The organism is Streptomyces sp. NPDC102279, from assembly GCF_044766365.1.
Taxonomy (GTDB): domain Bacteria; phylum Actinomycetota; class Actinomycetes; order Streptomycetales; family Streptomycetaceae; genus Streptomyces.
The window spans coordinates 36,835-53,564 of record NZ_JBIWLU010000017.1 but is presented as its reverse complement, the minus strand read 5'-3'; the positions used below and the strand labels follow the sequence as shown (position 1 = coordinate 53,564).

Sequence of the window (16,730 nt, the reverse complement as noted above, 5' to 3'; positions counted from 1 at the left end):
GGCTCAGAACCTCTCCGGGAAGACCAGGGCGAGGACGAGATAGCCCAGCAGGGCGACGGCCACGATCAGGCCGACGATGTTCTCGGCGGTCACAGCTTGGTCACCCCCTTGGCGACGAGGGCCACCAGCGCGAACACCGCGATCGTGGTGACGACGAAGGCCACGTCGGCCATCGTGAGCTCCTAGATGAGGTTCGGATCGGACTGACGACTAGAGGAAACCGCCCCCGCGACCCGTTTCGGCCACCGTTGACGCCTCTCATACGGGCCACGGCGTCCCTTTGACGCATCCCTGACGGGGCGGCGCGGAACCCGCGGCGGAGTGCCCCGGAGCGGCCGGTGGCGAGGGCCCCGGCCCTGTCGCATCCTTGACGCCGCGGCACGTCAGAGACCCGTCAAGGCATGCCGGGTCCGGCCTCGCGGGTGCCTACCGTCGACGGCATGGAACGCCGCGACGATCCGCGTGAAGCGGTCGAGTTGCCCCCGCCCCGGACCCCCGGCCCGGCCCCGCGCCCCTCCCCGGAGGTGGCGCACGACCTCCACTGGGCCCGGGACCTGCGCGGCGCGGTCCGCTGCTCGGCCCTCCTGCTCGCCCTCCTGCTGCTGATCGACCACGCGGCCGGCACCCTCACCGGCCCCCGCGTCCTGCTGTGGACGGGACTCGGCGCGCTGCTCCTCCTCGTCCTGTACCCGGTCCGGGTCGCCGTCGGCGAGGGCTGGCTGAGCACCCGCGGGCTCCTCGGCACCCGGCGGGTCCGCACCGACCACCTGGTGTCCGTGCGCTGTCTGGACGGGGTCGGGCAGCGGCTCGTCCTGCGCGACACCTCCGGCGCGCGCGTCGAGATCGACCCGCGTCTGCTGGTCGCCAACCCGGCCCTGTGGCACCGCCTCGACGAGGACGCCCGCGTCTCCGCGCTGCGCGGCTCCCTCGTCTGCGGGACGACCGCGCTGCGCCGTGTCAGCGAGCGCGTCGACGACGAGGCCGCACGGGCGGTGTTCAAGCTGTCCGGGCTGGACTGAGTGTCGGGACCGCCCGCACCCCCCTGTCCCGGCTTACCCTCCGCCCGTGCTGAACGTGACGGGGATGCTCAAACGGCTCGTGATCGGCAGGGCGATGCGCAGCGACGAGCTGCACGGGACCCTGCTGCCCAAACGGCTCGCCCTGCCGATCTTCGCCTCCGACCCACTGTCGTCCGTGGCCTACGCGACGCAGGAGATCCTGCTCGTCCTCACCCTCGGCGGGCTGGCGTACCTGCACTTCACGCCGTGGATCGCGGGCGCGGTGGTGGCGCTGATGACGGTCGTGGTGCTGTCGTACCGGCAGGTGGTGCACGCCTATCCGAGCGGAGGCGGCTCCTTCGAGGTGGCGTCCACGAACCTCGGCCCCTCGGCCGGTCTGGTCGTCGCCGCCTCCCTGCTGGTCGACTACGTGATGACGGTCGCCGTCTCCGTCGCATCCGGCGTCGACAACATCATCTCGGCGATCCCCGCCCTCGCCCACCAGCGCGTCCTGATGGCCCTCGTCTTCGTCGCCGTCCTCGCCGCCATCAACCTGCGCGGGATGCGCGAGTCGGGCCGGGCCTTCGCCGCACCGACGTACCTGTTCATCGGCGGTGTCCTGATCATGGTGATCACCGGCCTGATCCGGTACGCCCTCGGGGACGCGCCGGTCGCCGAGAGCGCCGCCTACGGAGTCCGGCCCGCCGCCTCCGACGCCCATCTGACGGGCCTGGCCCTCGTGATGCTGGTGCTGCGCGCGTTCTCCTCCGGCTGTACGGCGCTGACCGGCGTGGAGGCGATCTCGAACGGCGTACCGGCGTTCCGCAAGCCCAAGTCGCGCAACGCGGCCACGACCCTCGCGGCGATGGGCGGCCTGGCGGTCCTCATGTTCGTCGGGGTCACCACGCTGGCGCTGGTCGCGAAGGTGCACATCACCGACGACGCGTGCCGGCTGACCGGACTGGGCGGCGACTGCGCCACCTACACGCAGCGCACGGTCATCGCACAGATCGCGGCGGCCGTGTTCGGCGGGGAGCACAGCTTCGGCTTCTACTTCATCCAGGCCGTGACCGCCCTCGTCCTGATCCTCGCGGCGAACACCGCCTTCAACGGCTTCCCGCTGCTGGCCTCGATCCTCGCCCAGCACCGCTACCTGCCCCACCAGCTCCACAACCGGGGCGACCGGCTGGCCTTCTCCAACGGCATCCTGGCCCTCGCGATCGTCGCGGGCCTGCTGCTGTGGGGCTACCGGGCGAACGTCACCAGCCTCATCCACCTGTACATCCTCGGCGTGTTCACCTCGTTCACCCTCTCCCAGCTCGGCATGGTGCGGCACTGGAACCGCGCGCTGCGCACCGAACCCGACCCGGTCACCCGACGCCGTCACCAGACGGCGCGCGTGATCAACGCGGTGGGCGCGGTCGTCACCGGCCTCGTCCTCCTCATCGTCCTGACCACCAAGTTCACCCAGGGCGCGTGGCTGGCCGTCCTCGCGGCGGCCGTCCTGTGGCTGATGATGCGGGCGATCCGACGCCACTACGACGCCACGGCGGCCGAGCTGGCGGTGACCGACCCGCACGCCGAACTCGTACCGCCCGGCCGGGTCCTCGCGATCGTCCTCGTCTCCAAGGTCCACAAGCCGACCCTGCGGGCCCTGGCCTACGCCCGCGCCATCCACCCCGACCGGCTGGAGGCCCTGACCGTCTCCGTCGACCAGGAGGCGACGGACGAGCTGCTCCGGCACTGGGAGGAGTTCGCCATCGACGTGCCGCTGAAGGTCGTCGACTCCCCGTACCGCGAGATCACCAGACCGGTCGTCGGATACGTGCGCTCGGTGCGCCGCGACAGCCCGCGCGACGTCGTCGCCGTCTTCATCCCCGAGTACGTCGTCGGCCACTGGTGGGAGAACGCCCTGCACAACCAGTCCGCCCTGTGGCTCAAGAGCCGGCTGCTGTTCACCCCGGGCGTGATGGTGGCGAGCGTGCCCTGGCAGCTCAGCTCCTCCGCACACGCGAACCGGCCGACGGGCCGTGCGCCGGGTGCGGTCCGCCGGGGCGAGCCGGTCCCGCCGCAACCCGCACGGCAGGGACGTCCGTAGCCGCCCCCTCGCCGTCCCCGTGATGCGCGACCAGCGGGTCTTAACGCAAGCTTGACGCGGAGGCCCCCGGCAGGCGTGGGCCCAGGGATCACTCTCTGCATACGCTGATGACGCCGTCTCCTGGATGGCCGGAAACGATCGCCGAGCCGTACGTCAGGAGAGCCGCCGATGGCCAGCCCCGAGCACGCCCCGCCGAGCCGGTTGCGCGCCTGGATGCTGGAAGGCCTGTCCGACATGGGCAAGGGCAAGGGCCGACAGCTGCCCCGGGCCGCCCAGCCCGCGCCCGTCCACAAGGGCCAGCGCTGGTGGCGCGTCATGTGCCTGACCGGCGTCGACTACTTCTCCACCCTCGGCTACCAGCCGGGCATCGCCGCCCTCGCCGCCGGCCTCCTGTCCCCCGTCGCGACCGTCGTGCTCGTCTTCGTCACGCTCGCGGGCGCACTGCCGGTCTACCGCCGCGTGGCCGAGGAGAGCCCGCACGGCGAAGGCTCGATCTCGATGCTCGAACGGCTCCTGTCGTTCTGGCAGGGCAAGCTCTTCGTCCTCACCCTGCTCGGCTTCGCCGCCACCGACTTCCTCATCACCATCACCCTCTCCGCGGCCGACGCCTCCACCCACCTGGTGGAGAACCCCCACCTGAACAGCGTCCTGCACGACAAGCAGATGGTGATCACCCTCGCCCTCGTCGCCCTGCTCGGCGCCGTCTTCCTCAAGGGCTTCCTGGAGGCCATCGGCGTCGCCGTGGTGCTGGTGGGCATCTACCTCAGCCTCAACGTCGTGGTCGCGGTGACCGGACTGTGGCAGGTCGCCGCCCACGGACACGTCGTCACCGACTGGTCCACCGCCCTGACCGCCGAACACGGCAACGTCCTCGCGATGGTCGGCGTGGCCCTGCTGGTCTTCCCGAAACTCGCCCTCGGCCTCTCCGGCTTCGAGACAGGCGTCGCCGTCATGCCGCACGTCGAGGGCGACTCCGGCGACACCGAGGAGAACCCGGCCGGCCGCATCCGCGGCACGAAGAAGCTGCTCACCACCTCCGCCGTGATCATGAGCGTCTTCCTCATCGTGACCAGCTTCATCACCACCGTGCTGATCCCCGAGAAGGAGTTCGAGTCGGGCGGCCAGGCCAACGGCCGTGCCCTCGCCTACCTGGCCCACGAATACCTCGGCAACGCCTTCGGCACCGTCTACGACGCCTCCACCATCGCCATCCTGTGGTTCGCCGGAGCCTCCGCCATGGCCGGACTCCTCAACCTCATGCCGCGCTACCTCCCCCGCTACGGCATGGCCCCGCACTGGGCACGCGCCGTCCGCCCCATGGTGATCGTCTTCATCCTGATCGCGTTCCTCGTCACCTGGATCTTCGACGCCGACGTCGACGCCCAGGGCGGCGCCTACGCCACCGGCGTCCTCGTCCTGATCAGCTCCGCCGCCATCGCCGTCACCATCGCCGCCCGCAAGGCCCGCCAGAAGCACTGGACCATCGCCTTCGCCGTCATCTCGGCGGTCTTCCTCTACACGACCGTCGTCAACGTCATCGAACGCCCCGACGGTGTGAAGATCGGCGCCTGCTTCATCGCCGGCATCATCCTCGTGTCCTTCCTCTCCCGGCTCGCCCGCGCCTTCGAGCTGCGCGTCACCAGCGTGACCGTGGACCCGATGGCCGAACGGTTCGTCCGCGACATCGCGAGCCGGCGCATCCGGTTCATCGCCAACGAACCCGACAACCGCGACATCACCGAGTACCGCGAGAAGGTCGAGCAGATCCGCGCCGACCACGACCTCCCCGCCCAGGAGGACTTCGTCTTCCTGGAGGTCACCGTCCTCGACCCCTCCGAGTTCGAGTCGGTCATGAACGTACGCGGCGAGGTGCTGCACGGCCGCTACCGCGTCCTCACCCTGGAGTCCTCCTCCATCCCCAACGCGCTCGCCGCCCTGCTCCTGCACGTCCGCGACACCACCGGCTGCATCCCGCACGTCTACTTCGAGTGGACCGAGGGCAACCCGTTCACCAACTTCCTGCGCTTCTTCCTCTTCGGCCAGGGCGAGGTCGCCCCCGTCACCCGCGAAGTGCTCCGCGAGGCCGAGCCCGACCGCGCCCGCCGCCCCCGCGTCCACGTCGGCTGACCCCGCCCGACGGAGTGAGAGGCCGGTAAGAAGCCCGCCCCGGGACCCGCCCGCCACGCCGCACCCGCCCGGTGCTTGGCAGACTGGCCGGGTGCCCCAGACTGTGCTGCTCGCCGAGGACGACCGCGCCATCCGTCACGCCCTGGAAAGAGCGCTGACCCTGGAGGGCTACCAGGTGACGGCCGTCGCCGACGGGGTGGAGGCGCTCGCCCAGGCCCACCGCACCCCACCGGACGTCCTCGTCCTCGACGTGATGATGCCCGGCATCGACGGCCTCCAGGTCTGCCGCGTCCTGCGCGCCGAGGGCGACCGCACCCCGATCCTCATGCTCACCGCACTCGTCGAGACCGCCGACCGCATCGCGGGCCTCGACGCCGGTGCCGACGACTACGTGGTCAAGCCGTTCGACGTCGAGGAGGTCTTCGCCCGGCTGCGCGCGCTGCTGCGCCGTACCGGCAACGGCCCCCTCGACGACAGCGCGGCGCCCGCGCCGCGCGAGCCGCGCGCCACCGCCGGACAGATCTCCGTGGCCGGGCTGCGCATGGACGTACAGGCCCGCCGGGTCTGGCGCGGGCAGCGCGAGCTGGAACTGACCCGCACCGAGTTCGAACTCCTCGAACTCCTCGTCCGCAACGCCGGCATCGTCCTCGACCACTCCACGATCTACGACCGCATCTGGGGCTACGACTTCGGCCCCGGCTCCAAGAACCTCGCCGTCTACGTCGGCTACCTCCGCCGCAAGCTCGACGAGCCGGGAACCCCGTCCCTGATCCACACCGTCCGGGGCGTCGGCTACGTGCTCCGGGAGGACTGAGTGCCACCGGGTCCGGCGGACCCCGAGCCGGGCCGGACGGGCCGACCCGGCGACGGGAGTCCTCTCCCCGGTGCGGCCCGGCAGCGCCGCGGCGGCGGGCCGGGACCCTCGTGGGGATCCCGGTTCCCCGGCACGTCCGGACGGCTGCGGCAGCTGTCGTCCCTGCGCGCCGTGTTCACCGTCTCCTTCGCGGCCGTCGCCGCCGCCGTCACCGTCCTCGTCGGCTTCCTCAGCTACGACGCCGCCGCCCGCCTGGTACGCGTCGACCAGCAGACCGTCTTCGCCGAGGTCGTCCAGGACCTGCGCGACCAGGTACGCGAACACCCGCTGCAACCACAGGACTTCGCCGCCTCCGACCGCGACCACGACGGCCCCCTCGACGACATCATCCGGCCCAGCCGCACCGACGTGCAGGTGCTCGGGCAGGGCGGCACGGTCGTCGACCACGGCAGCCCGCCCCTGCCCGTGGACGGCCACGACCGGGCGATCGCCGACGACGCCACCGCGGGAAAGGTCGAGGAACACAAGGACGTCGACGTCGCCGGCGACCGCTACCGGCTCGCGACCGTCTCCCTCGGTGGCGGACGCGGCGCGGTCCAGGTCGCCCAGCAGTTCAGCGACACGGAGGACCTGCTGCGCGAGCTCCAGCAGCGGACCGTGCTGCTCGTCGGGGCCGTCGTCATCGCCGCCGGGCTCTTCGGCTGGTGGCTGGCCCGGCGCATCACCCGGCGGCTGGTGCGGCTCGCCGGGGCCGCCGAGGACGTCGCGCGCACCGGGCATCTCGGCATCCAGGTGCCGGTCACCGGCTACGACGAGGTGGGCCGGCTCGGCCGCTCCTTCGACCGGATGCTCGGCCGCCTCGCCCAGTCCGAGGAGGACCAGCGCCGCCTGGTCCAGGATGCGGGCCACGAACTCCGTACACCGCTGACCTCGCTGCGCACGAACATCTCCATGCTGCGCCGGATCGACGAGCTGCCGCCGGACGCGCGCGAGGAACTCGTCGCCGATCTCGCCCTGGAGTCCCGCGAGCTGACCGACCTGGTCAACGAACTGGTCGCCCTCGCGGCCGGCCAGTCCGACGCCGAGCCCGTACGACTCCTCGACCTCGCCGAACTCGCCGAGGACGCCGTGATCGTCGCGCGCCGGCGCACCGGCCGGGAGATCACCCTCGACGTCACGGGCGACACCACGGTCGACGGCCGCCCGACCGCCCTCCAGCGCGCGGTCTCCAACCTCGTGGAGAACGCGGCCAAGTTCGACCGCGGCGGCACGTCACCGATCGAGGTGGTGGTGACCGGGCGCCCCGGTGAACCCGGTGGCCGCCCCGGCCCGCTGCGCGTCGAGGTCCTCGACCGCGGTCCCGGCATCGGCGAGGACGACCTCGTCCGCGTCTTCGACCGCTTCTACCGCGCCGCCGACGCCCGCAGCCTGCCCGGCTCCGGCCTCGGCCTGTCCATCGTCCGCGAGGTGGCGACGGCCCACGGAGGCACCCCGTTCGCGCACGCCCGCCCCGGCGGCGGCACGGTGATCGGCTTCACGACGGGCGCCTGAGCCCCGGAGGGCCCAGATTTCCAGCCCCTCCGGCGCTTGAGGAGCGGGGTCCGGGGCGGCGCCCCGGGTCGGGACGGGTAGGGGCGGAGGGGGCGAAAGAACGCCTACCGCCGCAGCGCCGCGAGCTGCTCCTCGAAGGGGACCACCCGCAACCCGTCCTCGCGAGCACCCACGCTCCCCTGAGCGGGGACGGATGAGCCGGACGCGCCCGCAGTCGGAGTGCTGGACCCGGACTCGGCCCGGCCCGGGGCAGCGGGCGCCGCCCCACCCACCAGGGCGGACACCAGCACCGCCAGCTCCCCCGAAGCCCGCTCGATCCGCTCGGCCAACCCCTCCGCACCCCAGTCCTCCGAAGCCGCGTACACCCCGGTGGGTACGACCACGGCCCGCAGGTAGGCGAACAGGGGCCGCAGCGCGTGTTCGAGGACCAGCGAGTGCCGCCCGGTACCCCCGGTCGCCCCGATCAGCACCGGCTTCCCTGCCAACGCGTCCTTGTCGAGCACGTCGAAGAAGGACTTGAACAGCCCGCTGTACGAGGCGGAGAACACCGGGGTGACGACGATCAGCCCGTCCGCCGAGGTCACGTCGTCGATCGCGGCGGACAGGGCCCGCCCGGGAAACCCGTTGGTGAAGTTGTGCGCGATCTCGACGGCGAGGTCCCGCAGTTCGACGACGTGTACGTCGACGAGGCCGGCCCCGGCCGCCCGGCCGGCGGTCGCGGCCGCCAGCCGGTCGGCAAGCAGCCGCGTGGACGACGGGACACTCAGCCCCGCCGAGACGACGACGAGCTTCATGCGACGGTCACCTCTTCCTGGGCGGCGGCCACCCGGGCCGCATGGGTCGGCGCGTCCGGCACGTCGGCAGGCCGCCCCTTGGCGAACTCCTCGCGCAGCACCGGCACGACCTGCTCGCCGAGGAGGTCGAGCTGCTCAAGCACGGTCTTGAGGGGCAGCCCGGCGTGGTCCATCAGGAACAGCTGGCGCTGGTAGTCACCGGCGTAGTCGCGGAACGCCAGCGTCTTCTCGATCACCTGCTGCGGCGAGCCGACGGTCAGCGGGGTCTGCTCGGTGAAGTCCTCCAGCGAAGGGCCGTGCCCGTACACCGGCGCGTTGTCGAAGTACGGACGGAACTCCCGCACCGCGTCCTGCGAGTTGGGCCGCATGAAGACCTGCCCGCCCAGGCCGACGATCGCCTGCTCGGCGGTGCCGTGCCCGTAGTGCGCGTACCGCTCGCGGTAGAGCTCGACCATCTTCTTGGTGTGGTCGGCGGGCCAGAAGATGTTGTTGTGGAAGAAGCCGTCGCCGTAGTACGCGGCCTGTTCGGCGATCTCCGGCGAGCGGATGGAGCCGTGCCAGACGAACGGCGGGACCCCGTCCAGCGGTCGCGGCGTCGACGTGAACGACTGGAGCGGCGTACGGAACTTGCCCTCCCACGTCACCACGTCCTCGCGCCACAGGCGGTGCAGCAGCGCGTAGTTCTCGACGGCGAGGTTGATGCCCTGCCGGATGTCCTGGCCGAACCAGGGATAGACGGGACCGGTGTTGCCACGGCCCATCATCAGGTCGACGCGTCCGTCGGCGAGGTGCTGGAGCATCGCGAAGTCCTCGGCGATCTTCACCGGGTCGTTGGTGGTGATCAGCGTCGTGGACGTGGACAGGACGAGCTTCTCGGTGCGCGCCGCGACGTAGCCGAGCAGGGTGGTCGGGGACGACGGGACGAACGGCGGGTTGTGGTGCTCGCCGGTCGCGAAGACGTCGAGGCCGACCTCCTCGGCCTTCTGCGCGATGGCGACCATGGCCTTGATGCGCTCGTGCTCGCTCGGCTCCCGGCCCGTGGTCGGGTCCGGAGTCACATCGCCGACGCTGAAGATCCCGAACTGCATGGTCGCTCACCCTCCAAGTTGTTGACGGTTCAACTATACCCTCGAACCACCACCCCGCCCCAGGTATTCCGCGACAGCCTTCGACGGCGGCCGGCATCCCCACCTCGCACCCCTCTCCCGCGCAAACCTCTTGACCGCACCCCCCTCCATGCCCGACATTTATCTGCGTGACACAGACATTGCATGACGCAGATGAAAACGGCCTGCGAAGCACCCCGCATCCATCCGCCCGCACCCGCTGGGCGATCCTCGGCGTCGTCCTCGCCGCCGACGTCCTCGACCTCCTCGACGGCACCATCACGAACATCGCCGCCCCGACGATCACCCACGACCTCGGCGGCGGCACCGCCCTCGTCCAGTGGCTCGGCGCCTCCTACGCCCTCGCGCTCGGCGTCCTGCTCGTCCTCGGCGGACGGCTCGGCGACAAGTACGGCCGCCGCCGGCTCTTCCTGACCGGCCTCACCGGCTTCACCGCCGCCTCGGTCGCCTGCGGCCTCGCCCCGACACCGGGCACCCTCATCGCCGCCCGCCTCGTCCAGGGCGCCTTCGGCGCGCTCGTCATCCCGCAGGGCTTCGGCATCCTCGGCGCGACCTGGCCCCGTGACCAGATCGGCAAGGCCTACAGCCTCTTCGGGCCGGTGATGGGACTGTCCGCCGTCGGCGGCCCGATCCTCGCCGGACTCCTCATCGACGCGGACCTCGCCGGACTCGGCTGGCGCCCGATGTTCCTCATCAACCTCGTCCTCGGCGGCGCCGCCCTGCTCGCCGCCGCCCGCCTGCTCCCCCACGACACCGGCGACCGCACGACCACCGTCGACGTCCCCGGCTCCGCACTCCTCGGCGCCACCATGCTCGCCCTGCTCACCGGCCTCATCCAGGGCTCGGCGCACGGCTGGACGGCGCTCCCGGTTCTCGCACTGGTCGCCGGCCTCGCGCTCTTCGCGGCGTTCTGCCACCGCCAGCGCACCGCGCCCAGCCCGCTGATCCGGCCCTCGCTCCTGCACAACCGCGGCTTCACCTCGGGGCTGATCCTCGGCGTCGTCTTCTTCGCCGCCGTCGCCGGCCTCCTCTACGTCGTCTCCCTCTTCCTCCAGCAGGGCCTCAACCGCTCCCCCGCGGGCGCCGCGGTCGCCCTGATGCCCTTGTCCGCGGGCATCGTCATCGCCTCGATCGCCTGCTACGGCCTGATCGCCCGGCTGGGCCGACGCCTCGTCCTCATCGGCTTCCTCGTCACGCTCGCCGGAACGCTCCACCTCCTCGCCCTGGTCCACGCCTCCGGGACCGGCACCGGCAGCTGGGCCCTGGTGCCGCCCCTGTTCGTCATCGGGCTGGGCATGGGCGCCTGCTTCGGCTCGCTCTACGACGTCACCATCGGCGACATCGCCCCCGCCGAGGCCGGCAGCGCGGGCGGCTCGCTCGGCGCGGTCCAGCAACTCGCCAACGCCCTCGGAGCCGCCGCCGTCACCAGCGTCTACTTCCACTCCGGCGGCGGCGAGGCCCACGCCACCACCGTGAGCCTCACCGTCGTCGCCGCCATCGCTCTGCTGTGCTGCCCCCTCGTGCGCCTGCTGCCGCTGAAGGCACCCGAGGACCAGCATCACTAGGGCCTGTCCGGCAGAGGTCCTAGGGGACGAGGACCAGCCGGCCCCGCAGGCCGCCCTCCGCGAGCCGGGCGTGCGCCTTGGCGGCATCGCCGAGCGCGTACGTCTCGGCGACCCGGGTCGTCAGCACCCCCTCGTCGACCAGCGCCACCAGTTCCGCGAGCCGCGACCCGTCGGCGGCGACCTCCACCGATCCGGTCCGCACCCCCCGTACGGACGCCGGGTGGGCCCCCGGGATGACACCGACGAACGCGCCCCCGTCGCGCACCCACTCCAGCGCGTCCGCGCCCAGGATCGCCGCGTCCAGCACCGCGTCCACGCTCCCCGCGGCCACCGCACCCGACACGAACCGGTCCGCCCCGAGGGACCGCACGAGCCCCTCGTCCGCCTCCCGGGCCAGCCCGGTCACACTCACCCCGAGCCGGGCCGCCAACTGCACGGCGTACCCGCCGACCGCACCGGCCGCCCCCGTCACCAGCAGACTCCGCCCCGGCTCCAGGGCCAGCATCTCCAGAGCCCGCGCAGCGGCCAGAGCGTTCAGCGGCACGCCCGCCGCGTGCACCGCGTCGACCGAGCGGGGCGCGGCGGCCACGGCGTCGGCATCCACCACCACGTACTCGGCGTGCGTACCGAGGGACTTGGCCGTCCCGTACGCCAACGCCACCACCTCGTCGCCCGCGTTCCACCCGGAGGCGACCCCGACCGCGTCGACCACCCCGGCCACGTCCCACCCGAGCCCCAGCCGCTTCCCGGCGCCTCCGAAGACCCCCGCACGGACCCCCGCGTCGACGGGATTGACCGCCGCGGCCGCCACCCTGATCCGCACCTGCCTCACCCCCGGCTCCGGCACCGCCACCTCGACAATCTCGACCGAATCCGGACCACCGAACGTCGTCACCACAGCAGCACGCATGCCAACTCACCCCATCCACAAGCCGGTTACCCGGGTCTCTCACCCGTTGCAACTACCCTAGGAAGAGCTACTATCTTCTGGTAAGTAGGCACCTCAAGGTGCGTACGTCACCCGGAGGTGAGCGATGGCGACCACGACGGCGGCTCAGCGGCGACTGCAGGCCCGCGTCGAGTACGACGCGTTCATCAAGAGCTGTCCCACCAACCAGCTCCTGGACCGCATCAGCGACAAATGGGTCAGCCTGATCGTGAGCGCGCTCGCCGACGCCCGGGGCCCGATGCGCTACAGCGACCTCGGCCGCAAGATCGCCGGCGTCAGCCCCAAGATGCTGACCCAGACCCTGCGCTCACTGGAACGCGACGGCATCGTCTCCCGCACGGTCACCCCCTCCGTGCCCGTCCGCGTCGACTACGAACTCACGCCCCTGGGCGGCAACTTGAGCTGCCTGCTCACCGCCGTCAAGGACTGGGCGGAGCACCACATCGAAGAGGTCGTCGAGGCCCGCGAGCGCTACGACGCGCCCTCCGGGGCCTCCTGAAGGTCCCCGGCGCGAAGCCGCGCGACCTGCCGCGCGCTGAAGTCGACCGTCCGCCTCATATGCCCGATGATCAGGGCGACTTCGGCGTCGTCGAGCCCTTCGAACAGCGCGTACCAGCCGCCGCCCAGCCGGTCCCACATGCGGCCGAACTCGGCGATCTTCTCGGGCACGGTCGCCACGAGCACCCGCCGCCGGTCCACCACGTCGCGCTCCCGCACGACATAGCCCGCCTTCTCCAACCGGTCCACCAGCCGCGTGGCCGACCCGGTCGTCAGCCCGGTCATCTCGGCGATCCGCCCGGTGGTCACCGGACCCTGCTCCAGGCTGAGAAGGTTCACGCACTGCACGTCCGTGGGGTGCAGGCCGACGTGGTCGGCGAGGGCCTGGTTGAACAGGGCGTACGAGGCCATGTACCGGCGGGACACGACCGCCAGCTCACCCAGCAGCCCCTCGTGCGCATCCCCAGTCATCCCGCCCCTTCCCGAGCCTCCCCGAAATCGTACGCCGCACCCTGCCCTCCCCCCGGCCCCAGTCGTCCCCCACGTCCCGGCGCTTTCTCGCCCCCCTCCGCCCCTGCCCCACCCGCCGGAGCCCGGCCGGGGGCACCCGGACCGCCCGGCGCGCGGCCGGGCCCCCGGCTAGAACGCGTACGCGTCCCCCGTGTCCAGCACCAACACCTGCTGCCGGTCATTGGCATGGTTCCGGTCCACCGACCCCCCACCCCAGACCGTGTCCAGCCCCAACGTCACCTCGGACGCGACCTCCCGCAGCCGCACCGTCATCCGGATCTCCTCCCCCGGCCCGTCCGCCGGCAGCGCCCCCGTCCGGCACACCACCACCCGCTCGCCCGACCGGGCACACCCGTCCGGCAGCACCTGGGTGTCGTCCAGCGCCGCCGACCACCGCAGCCGCACCGTCGCGTCGTCCACCGGGTCGGGCCCGTGGTTCCGCGGCGTCAGCCGGACGTCCACCCGCCCCACGGCCATGGACGCGGACCCGTGGTAGGCGAGATCCGCCTCGGGAGCCACCGCACCCCCCGGGCCCCCGACGCCTCCCACCAGCACAGCCCCCGAACCCAACAGACCCACCGCACTCAGCATCCACATGGCTGTTTCCTCCGCCGGCACGAACCATCACGATCATCGGGTCGTCGACCCGCCGTCCCGGGATGTATCCCACCCTGGCCACCCCTCAGGCGCCGTCCAACAGGTGACGCCCGGACGCCCCGCGCCGAACCGGCCGCCGGACCCCCGCGGCCCCCGTGCCAGAGTGACCGCATGCTCGTCGCCCGCTCCGCCGCCCTGTTCGTCCTGGCCGCCCTCTTCGAGATCGGCGGGGCCTGGCTGGTCTGGCAGGGCGTACGGGAGCACCGCGGCTGGCTGTGGATCGGAGCGGGCGTGATGGCCCTCGGCGTGTACGGCTTCGTCGCCACCCTCCAGCCGGACGCCGAGTTCGGCCGCATCCTGGCCGCGTACGGCGGCGTCTTCGTGGCCGGCTCCATCGCCTGGGGCGTGGTCGCCGACGGCTACCGCCCCGACCGCTGGGACATCACCGGCGCCCTGATCTGCCTGGCCGGCATGGCCGTGATCATGTACGGCCCCCGCAACGGCGCCTGAAGCCCACCTCACCCCGCCCGCACCCTCACCCGCGGCGCCCGAACGGGCACCTCACCCCGGCCCCCACCACCCGCACCCACCTATCCTTGCCGGAGACACACCCCAGCCGGCCCGCCCGAGCCACCGCCAGACGGCCTGCGCGAGCCACCGCCCGATGAGCAGGAGCAGCCGTATGACCCCCGCCGCCGCATCCCGTATCGCCGTCATCACCGGTGCCAGCAGCGGAATCGGCGCCGCGACGGCCCGGCAGCTGGCGGCCGAGGGCTACCGCGTCGTGATCACCGCGCGCCGCAAGGACCGCATCGAGGCGCTCGCGGAGGAGATCACCGCGGCGGGCGGCCAGGCGACGGCGTACGCCCTGGACGTCACGGACCGCGCCGCGGTCGACGAGTTCGCGACGGCGTTCAAGTCGATCGGCGTGCTGGTGAACAACGCGGGCGGCGCGCTCGGCGCCGACCCGATCTCCACGGCCGACCCGGCCCAGTGGCGCCAGATGTACGAGACGAACGTCATCGGCACCCTGAACGTGACCCAGGCCCTGCTGCCCGCGCTCACGGCCAGCGGCGACGGCACGGTCGTCGTCCTGTCCTCGACGGCGGGCCACGGCACGTACGAGGGCGGCGGTGGCTACGTCGCCGCCAAGCACGCCGAGCACGTCCTCGCGGAGACGCTGCGCCTGGAGATCGTCGGCACGCCGGTCCGGGTGATCGAGGTCGCCCCCGGCATGGTGAAGACGGACGAGTTCGCGCTGACCCGCTTCGGCGGCGACACGGAGAAGGCGGCCAAGGTCTACGCGGGCGTCGCCCAGCCCCTCACCGCGGACGACGTCGCCGAGACGATCACCTGGGCCGTCACGCGCCCGAGCCACGTCAACATCGACCTGCTCGTGGTCCGCCCCCGCGCCCAGGCGTCGAACACCAAGGTCCACAGGGAGCAGTGATGCCCGCCCCGGCGTCACCCGAGGACCGGCTCCCCCCGGACGACGGCGAGAAGGCCCGCCTCGCCCTGGAGAAGAAACGCGAACGCTTCGTCTGGTACTACCTCGCGTACTTCCTCTTCGGCATCCACATCATCGCCTTCGTCATGATCTACGCGGTCCTCCACGCGAAGTGACCGCCCACGACGCGCCTCCACGTGTGTCCGCGGGCGCCCGCATGCACCCACGTGAAAGGGTCCGAGCCGGCAACGGCTCGGGCCCTTTGGCCAGTTGGCCCCTTCACGGGGCTCACCCCTTGACGCACACGACCTGCTTCAGCTTGGCCACGACCTCCACGAGGTCGCGCTGCTGCTCCATCACCTGCTCGATCGGCTTGTAGGCGCCCGGAATCTCGTCCACGACACCCGAGTCCTTACGGCACTCGACGCCTCGCGTCTGCTCCTCCAGGTCCTTCGTCGTGAAGCGGCGCTTCGCGGCGTTGCGGCTCATGCGCCGGCCCGCTCCGTGCGAGGCGGAGTTGAAGGCCTTCTCGTTGCCGAGACCCTTCACGATGTACGAGCTGGTACCCATCGAGCCCGGGATGATCCCGTACTCACCGGAGCCCGCGCGGATGGCGCCCTTGCGGGTGACGAGCAGGTCCATGCCGTCGTACCGCTCCTCCGCGACGTAGTTGTGGTGGCAGGAGATCTCCGGCTCGAAGGTCGGCTTCGCCTTCTTGAACTCCTTGCGGACCACGTCCTTCAGGAGCGCCATCATGAGCGTGCGGTTGTTCTTCGCGTACTCCTGAGCCCAGAACAGGTCGTTGCGGTAAGCCGCCATCTGGGGTGTGTCGGCGACGAAGACCGCGAGGTCCCGGTCGACCAGGCCTTGGTTGTGTGCCAGCTTCTGGGCCACGCCGATGTGGTGCTCGGCGAGTTCCTTGCCGATGTTCCGGGAACCGGAATGGAGCGTGAGCCACACAACCCCTTCCGAGTCGAGCAGCAGTTCGATGTAGTGATTTCCGGATCCCAGCGTCCCCATCTGCTTGACGGCCCGCTCCTCGCGGAACTTGACCGCGTCCGCCACCCCCTCGAACCGCCCCCAGAAGTCGTCCCACCCGGCGGTGGGCAGGCCGTGGAAGGCGTCCGGGGTGACCGGGGAGTCGTGCATGCCGCGGCCGACCGGGATCGCCTGCTCGATCTTGGAGCGGAGGCGGGAGAGGTCGCCCGGCAGGTCGTTGGCCGTGAGGGACGTGCGGACGGCGGACATGCCGCAGCCGATGTCGACGCCCACCGCGGCCGGGCACACCGCGTCCCGCATCGCGATGACCGAGCCGACCGTCGCGCCCTTGCCGTAGTGGACGTCCGGCATGACGGCGAGCCCCTTGATCCAGGGCAGGGTCGCCACGTTCTGGAGCTGACGGAGTGCCACGTCCTCGACCGACGCCGGATCGGTCCACATGCGGATGGGAACCTTCGCGCCCGGCACCTCTACATACGACATATCGCCCTCAATCCCCCGGAAACCAACAGAAGTCTTAAATCGCAAAACCGGCGCCTTGGTCGACGTATAGGACAACGGACCGGCGTCCACGGCTGTGCGTGCGATACACATTGTCTCCAGGGGTCGCCCCTGTGCGGCAACCGAATAACCACAGGACACCCGGGCGGAAGCGC

The 16,730-nt window shown here is 71.7% G+C and carries 17 protein-coding genes; 10 read left to right on the top strand and 7 right to left on the bottom strand.

The annotated features are described in order from the left end of the window. Window positions 1-3 precede the first annotated feature (3 nt). Entirely contained in the window at window positions 4-93 is a 90-nt protein-coding gene (gene kdpF, locus ACIRQH_RS35575) for a K(+)-transporting ATPase subunit F (RefSeq protein ID WP_055544543.1), read from the bottom strand. Between the two features lie 347 nt (window positions 94-440). Here kdpF and ACIRQH_RS35570 point away from each other — a divergent pair, with 347 nt between their 5' ends. The 5 genes from ACIRQH_RS35570 (at window position 441) to ACIRQH_RS35550 (ending at window position 7,588) form a co-directional block, all read left to right on the top strand. Beyond that, on the top strand, window positions 441-1,019 hold the full coding sequence (locus tag ACIRQH_RS35570) for a hypothetical protein (protein ID WP_388874606.1): 579 nt from the start codon (window positions 441-443) through the stop codon (window positions 1,017-1,019). A gap of 64 nt (window positions 1,020-1,083) precedes the next feature. After that, the gene (locus ACIRQH_RS35565) at window positions 1,084-3,096 is read left to right on the top strand and encodes an APC family permease (RefSeq protein WP_388874838.1); all 2,013 of its coding nucleotides are present in this window, start codon (window positions 1,084-1,086) and stop codon (window positions 3,094-3,096) included. Window positions 3,097-3,264: 168 nt separating this feature from the next. Next, on the top strand, window positions 3,265-5,223 hold the full coding sequence (locus ACIRQH_RS35560; protein ID WP_388874603.1) for an amino acid transporter: 1,959 nt from the start codon (window positions 3,265-3,267) through the stop codon (window positions 5,221-5,223). Between the two features lie 91 nt (window positions 5,224-5,314). Then, the gene (locus ACIRQH_RS35555; RefSeq protein WP_358818314.1) at window positions 5,315-6,037 is read left to right on the top strand and encodes a response regulator transcription factor; all 723 of its coding nucleotides are present in this window, start codon (window positions 5,315-5,317) and stop codon (window positions 6,035-6,037) included. Between the two features lie 144 nt (window positions 6,038-6,181). Continuing rightward, window positions 6,182-7,588, top strand: coding sequence for an ATP-binding protein (locus tag ACIRQH_RS35550; protein ID WP_404229277.1), 1,407 nt, complete (start codon window positions 6,182-6,184; stop codon window positions 7,586-7,588). 104 nt (window positions 7,589-7,692) lie between these two features. On the opposite strand, the gene ACIRQH_RS35545 is transcribed toward ACIRQH_RS35550, so the two are convergent. Beyond that, complete coding sequence (locus ACIRQH_RS35545; protein ID WP_388874599.1) at window positions 7,693-8,382, bottom strand: FMN reductase; 690 nt, start codon at window positions 8,380-8,382, stop codon at window positions 7,693-7,695. Further along, window positions 8,379-9,470 (bottom strand): LLM class flavin-dependent oxidoreductase, encoded by a 1,092-nt coding sequence (locus ACIRQH_RS35540; protein WP_358818311.1) that lies wholly within the window; start codon window positions 9,468-9,470, stop codon window positions 8,379-8,381. Before ACIRQH_RS35540 ends, ACIRQH_RS35545 begins: the two co-directional genes overlap by 4 nt. A gap of 167 nt (window positions 9,471-9,637) precedes the next feature. Between ACIRQH_RS35540 and ACIRQH_RS35535 the strand changes: the two genes are divergently transcribed. Continuing rightward, a complete protein-coding gene (locus ACIRQH_RS35535) occupies window positions 9,638-11,074 on the top strand; it encodes an MFS transporter (protein WP_404229152.1) in 1,437 nt (478 codons plus the stop codon). Window positions 11,075-11,093: 19 nt separating this feature from the next. Here ACIRQH_RS35535 and ACIRQH_RS35530 read toward each other — a convergent pair whose 3' ends face one another. Then, window positions 11,094-11,984 (bottom strand): zinc-binding dehydrogenase, encoded by an 891-nt coding sequence (locus ACIRQH_RS35530; RefSeq protein ID WP_404229149.1) that lies wholly within the window; start codon window positions 11,982-11,984, stop codon window positions 11,094-11,096. 124 nt (window positions 11,985-12,108) lie between these two features. On the opposite strand from ACIRQH_RS35530, the gene ACIRQH_RS35525 reads away from it, so the two are divergent. Further along, the gene (locus tag ACIRQH_RS35525) at window positions 12,109-12,522 is read left to right on the top strand and encodes a winged helix-turn-helix transcriptional regulator (RefSeq protein ID WP_404229146.1); all 414 of its coding nucleotides are present in this window, start codon (window positions 12,109-12,111) and stop codon (window positions 12,520-12,522) included. Here the strand turns inward: ACIRQH_RS35525 and ACIRQH_RS35520 are convergent. Both ACIRQH_RS35520 and ACIRQH_RS35515 read right to left on the bottom strand, forming a co-directional pair. Further along, window positions 12,495-12,992 (bottom strand): MarR family winged helix-turn-helix transcriptional regulator, encoded by a 498-nt coding sequence (locus ACIRQH_RS35520; protein WP_404229143.1) that lies wholly within the window; start codon window positions 12,990-12,992, stop codon window positions 12,495-12,497. The genes ACIRQH_RS35525 and ACIRQH_RS35520 overlap by 28 nt on opposite strands. Before the next feature lie 168 nt (window positions 12,993-13,160). Then, window positions 13,161-13,628, bottom strand: coding sequence for a hypothetical protein (locus tag ACIRQH_RS35515; RefSeq protein WP_404229141.1), 468 nt, complete (start codon window positions 13,626-13,628; stop codon window positions 13,161-13,163). Between the two features lie 171 nt (window positions 13,629-13,799). Here ACIRQH_RS35515 and ACIRQH_RS35510 point away from each other — a divergent pair, with 171 nt between their 5' ends. The 3 genes from ACIRQH_RS35510 (at window position 13,800) to ACIRQH_RS35500 (ending at window position 15,251) form a co-directional block, all read left to right on the top strand. Beyond that, window positions 13,800-14,138: a YnfA family protein gene (locus ACIRQH_RS35510; RefSeq protein WP_351429354.1), complete on the top strand. Its 339-nt coding sequence runs from the start codon at window positions 13,800-13,802 to the stop codon at window positions 14,136-14,138. A gap of 172 nt (window positions 14,139-14,310) precedes the next feature. Continuing rightward, window positions 14,311-15,078 carry an SDR family NAD(P)-dependent oxidoreductase gene (locus ACIRQH_RS35505; RefSeq protein ID WP_358818305.1) on the top strand — a complete coding sequence of 256 codons (768 nt, stop codon included), beginning with the start codon at window positions 14,311-14,313 and terminating at the stop codon, window positions 15,076-15,078. Then, on the top strand, window positions 15,078-15,251 hold the full coding sequence (locus ACIRQH_RS35500; protein WP_358818304.1) for a hypothetical protein: 174 nt from the start codon (window positions 15,078-15,080) through the stop codon (window positions 15,249-15,251). The genes ACIRQH_RS35505 and ACIRQH_RS35500 overlap by 1 nt, the downstream gene beginning before the upstream one ends. Before the next feature lie 112 nt (window positions 15,252-15,363). Here the strand turns inward: ACIRQH_RS35500 and ACIRQH_RS35495 are convergent, their stop codons facing one another. Then, window positions 15,364-16,557 (bottom strand): RtcB family protein, encoded by a 1,194-nt coding sequence (locus tag ACIRQH_RS35495; protein ID WP_388934000.1) that lies wholly within the window; start codon window positions 16,555-16,557, stop codon window positions 15,364-15,366. Window positions 16,558-16,730 lie beyond the last annotated feature (173 nt).

What these genes read in the sequence shown, in the direction of transcription:
- ACIRQH_RS35570 (WP_388874606.1), top strand. Translation starts at nt 441, where the DNA reads ATGGAACGCCGCGACGATCCGCGTGAAGCGGTCGAGTTGCCCCCGCCC.
- ACIRQH_RS35565 (WP_388874838.1), top strand. Translation starts at nt 1,084, where the DNA reads ATGCTCAAACGGCTCGTGATCGGCAGGGCGATGCGCAGCGACGAGCTG.
- ACIRQH_RS35560 (WP_388874603.1), top strand. Translation starts at nt 3,265, where the DNA reads ATGGCCAGCCCCGAGCACGCCCCGCCGAGCCGGTTGCGCGCCTGGATG.
- ACIRQH_RS35545 (WP_388874599.1), bottom strand. Translation starts at nt 8,382, where the DNA reads ATGAAGCTCGTCGTCGTCTCGGCGGGGCTGAGTGTCCCGTCGTCCACG.
- ACIRQH_RS35540 (WP_358818311.1), bottom strand. Translation starts at nt 9,470, where the DNA reads ATGCAGTTCGGGATCTTCAGCGTCGGCGATGTGACTCCGGACCCGACC.
- ACIRQH_RS35530 (WP_404229149.1), bottom strand. Translation starts at nt 11,984, where the DNA reads ATGCGTGCTGCTGTGGTGACGACGTTCGGTGGTCCGGATTCGGTCGAG.
- ACIRQH_RS35525 (WP_404229146.1), top strand. Translation starts at nt 12,109, where the DNA reads ATGGCGACCACGACGGCGGCTCAGCGGCGACTGCAGGCCCGCGTCGAG.
- ACIRQH_RS35520 (WP_404229143.1), bottom strand. Translation starts at nt 12,992, where the DNA reads ATGACTGGGGATGCGCACGAGGGGCTGCTGGGTGAGCTGGCGGTCGTG.
- ACIRQH_RS35515 (WP_404229141.1), bottom strand. Translation starts at nt 13,628, where the DNA reads ATGTGGATGCTGAGTGCGGTGGGTCTGTTGGGTTCGGGGGCTGTGCTG.
- ACIRQH_RS35510 (WP_351429354.1), top strand. Translation starts at nt 13,800, where the DNA reads ATGCTCGTCGCCCGCTCCGCCGCCCTGTTCGTCCTGGCCGCCCTCTTC.
- ACIRQH_RS35505 (WP_358818305.1), top strand. Translation starts at nt 14,311, where the DNA reads ATGACCCCCGCCGCCGCATCCCGTATCGCCGTCATCACCGGTGCCAGC.
- ACIRQH_RS35500 (WP_358818304.1), top strand. Translation starts at nt 15,078, where the DNA reads ATGCCCGCCCCGGCGTCACCCGAGGACCGGCTCCCCCCGGACGACGGC.
- ACIRQH_RS35495 (WP_388934000.1), bottom strand. Translation starts at nt 16,557, where the DNA reads ATGTCGTATGTAGAGGTGCCGGGCGCGAAGGTTCCCATCCGCATGTGG.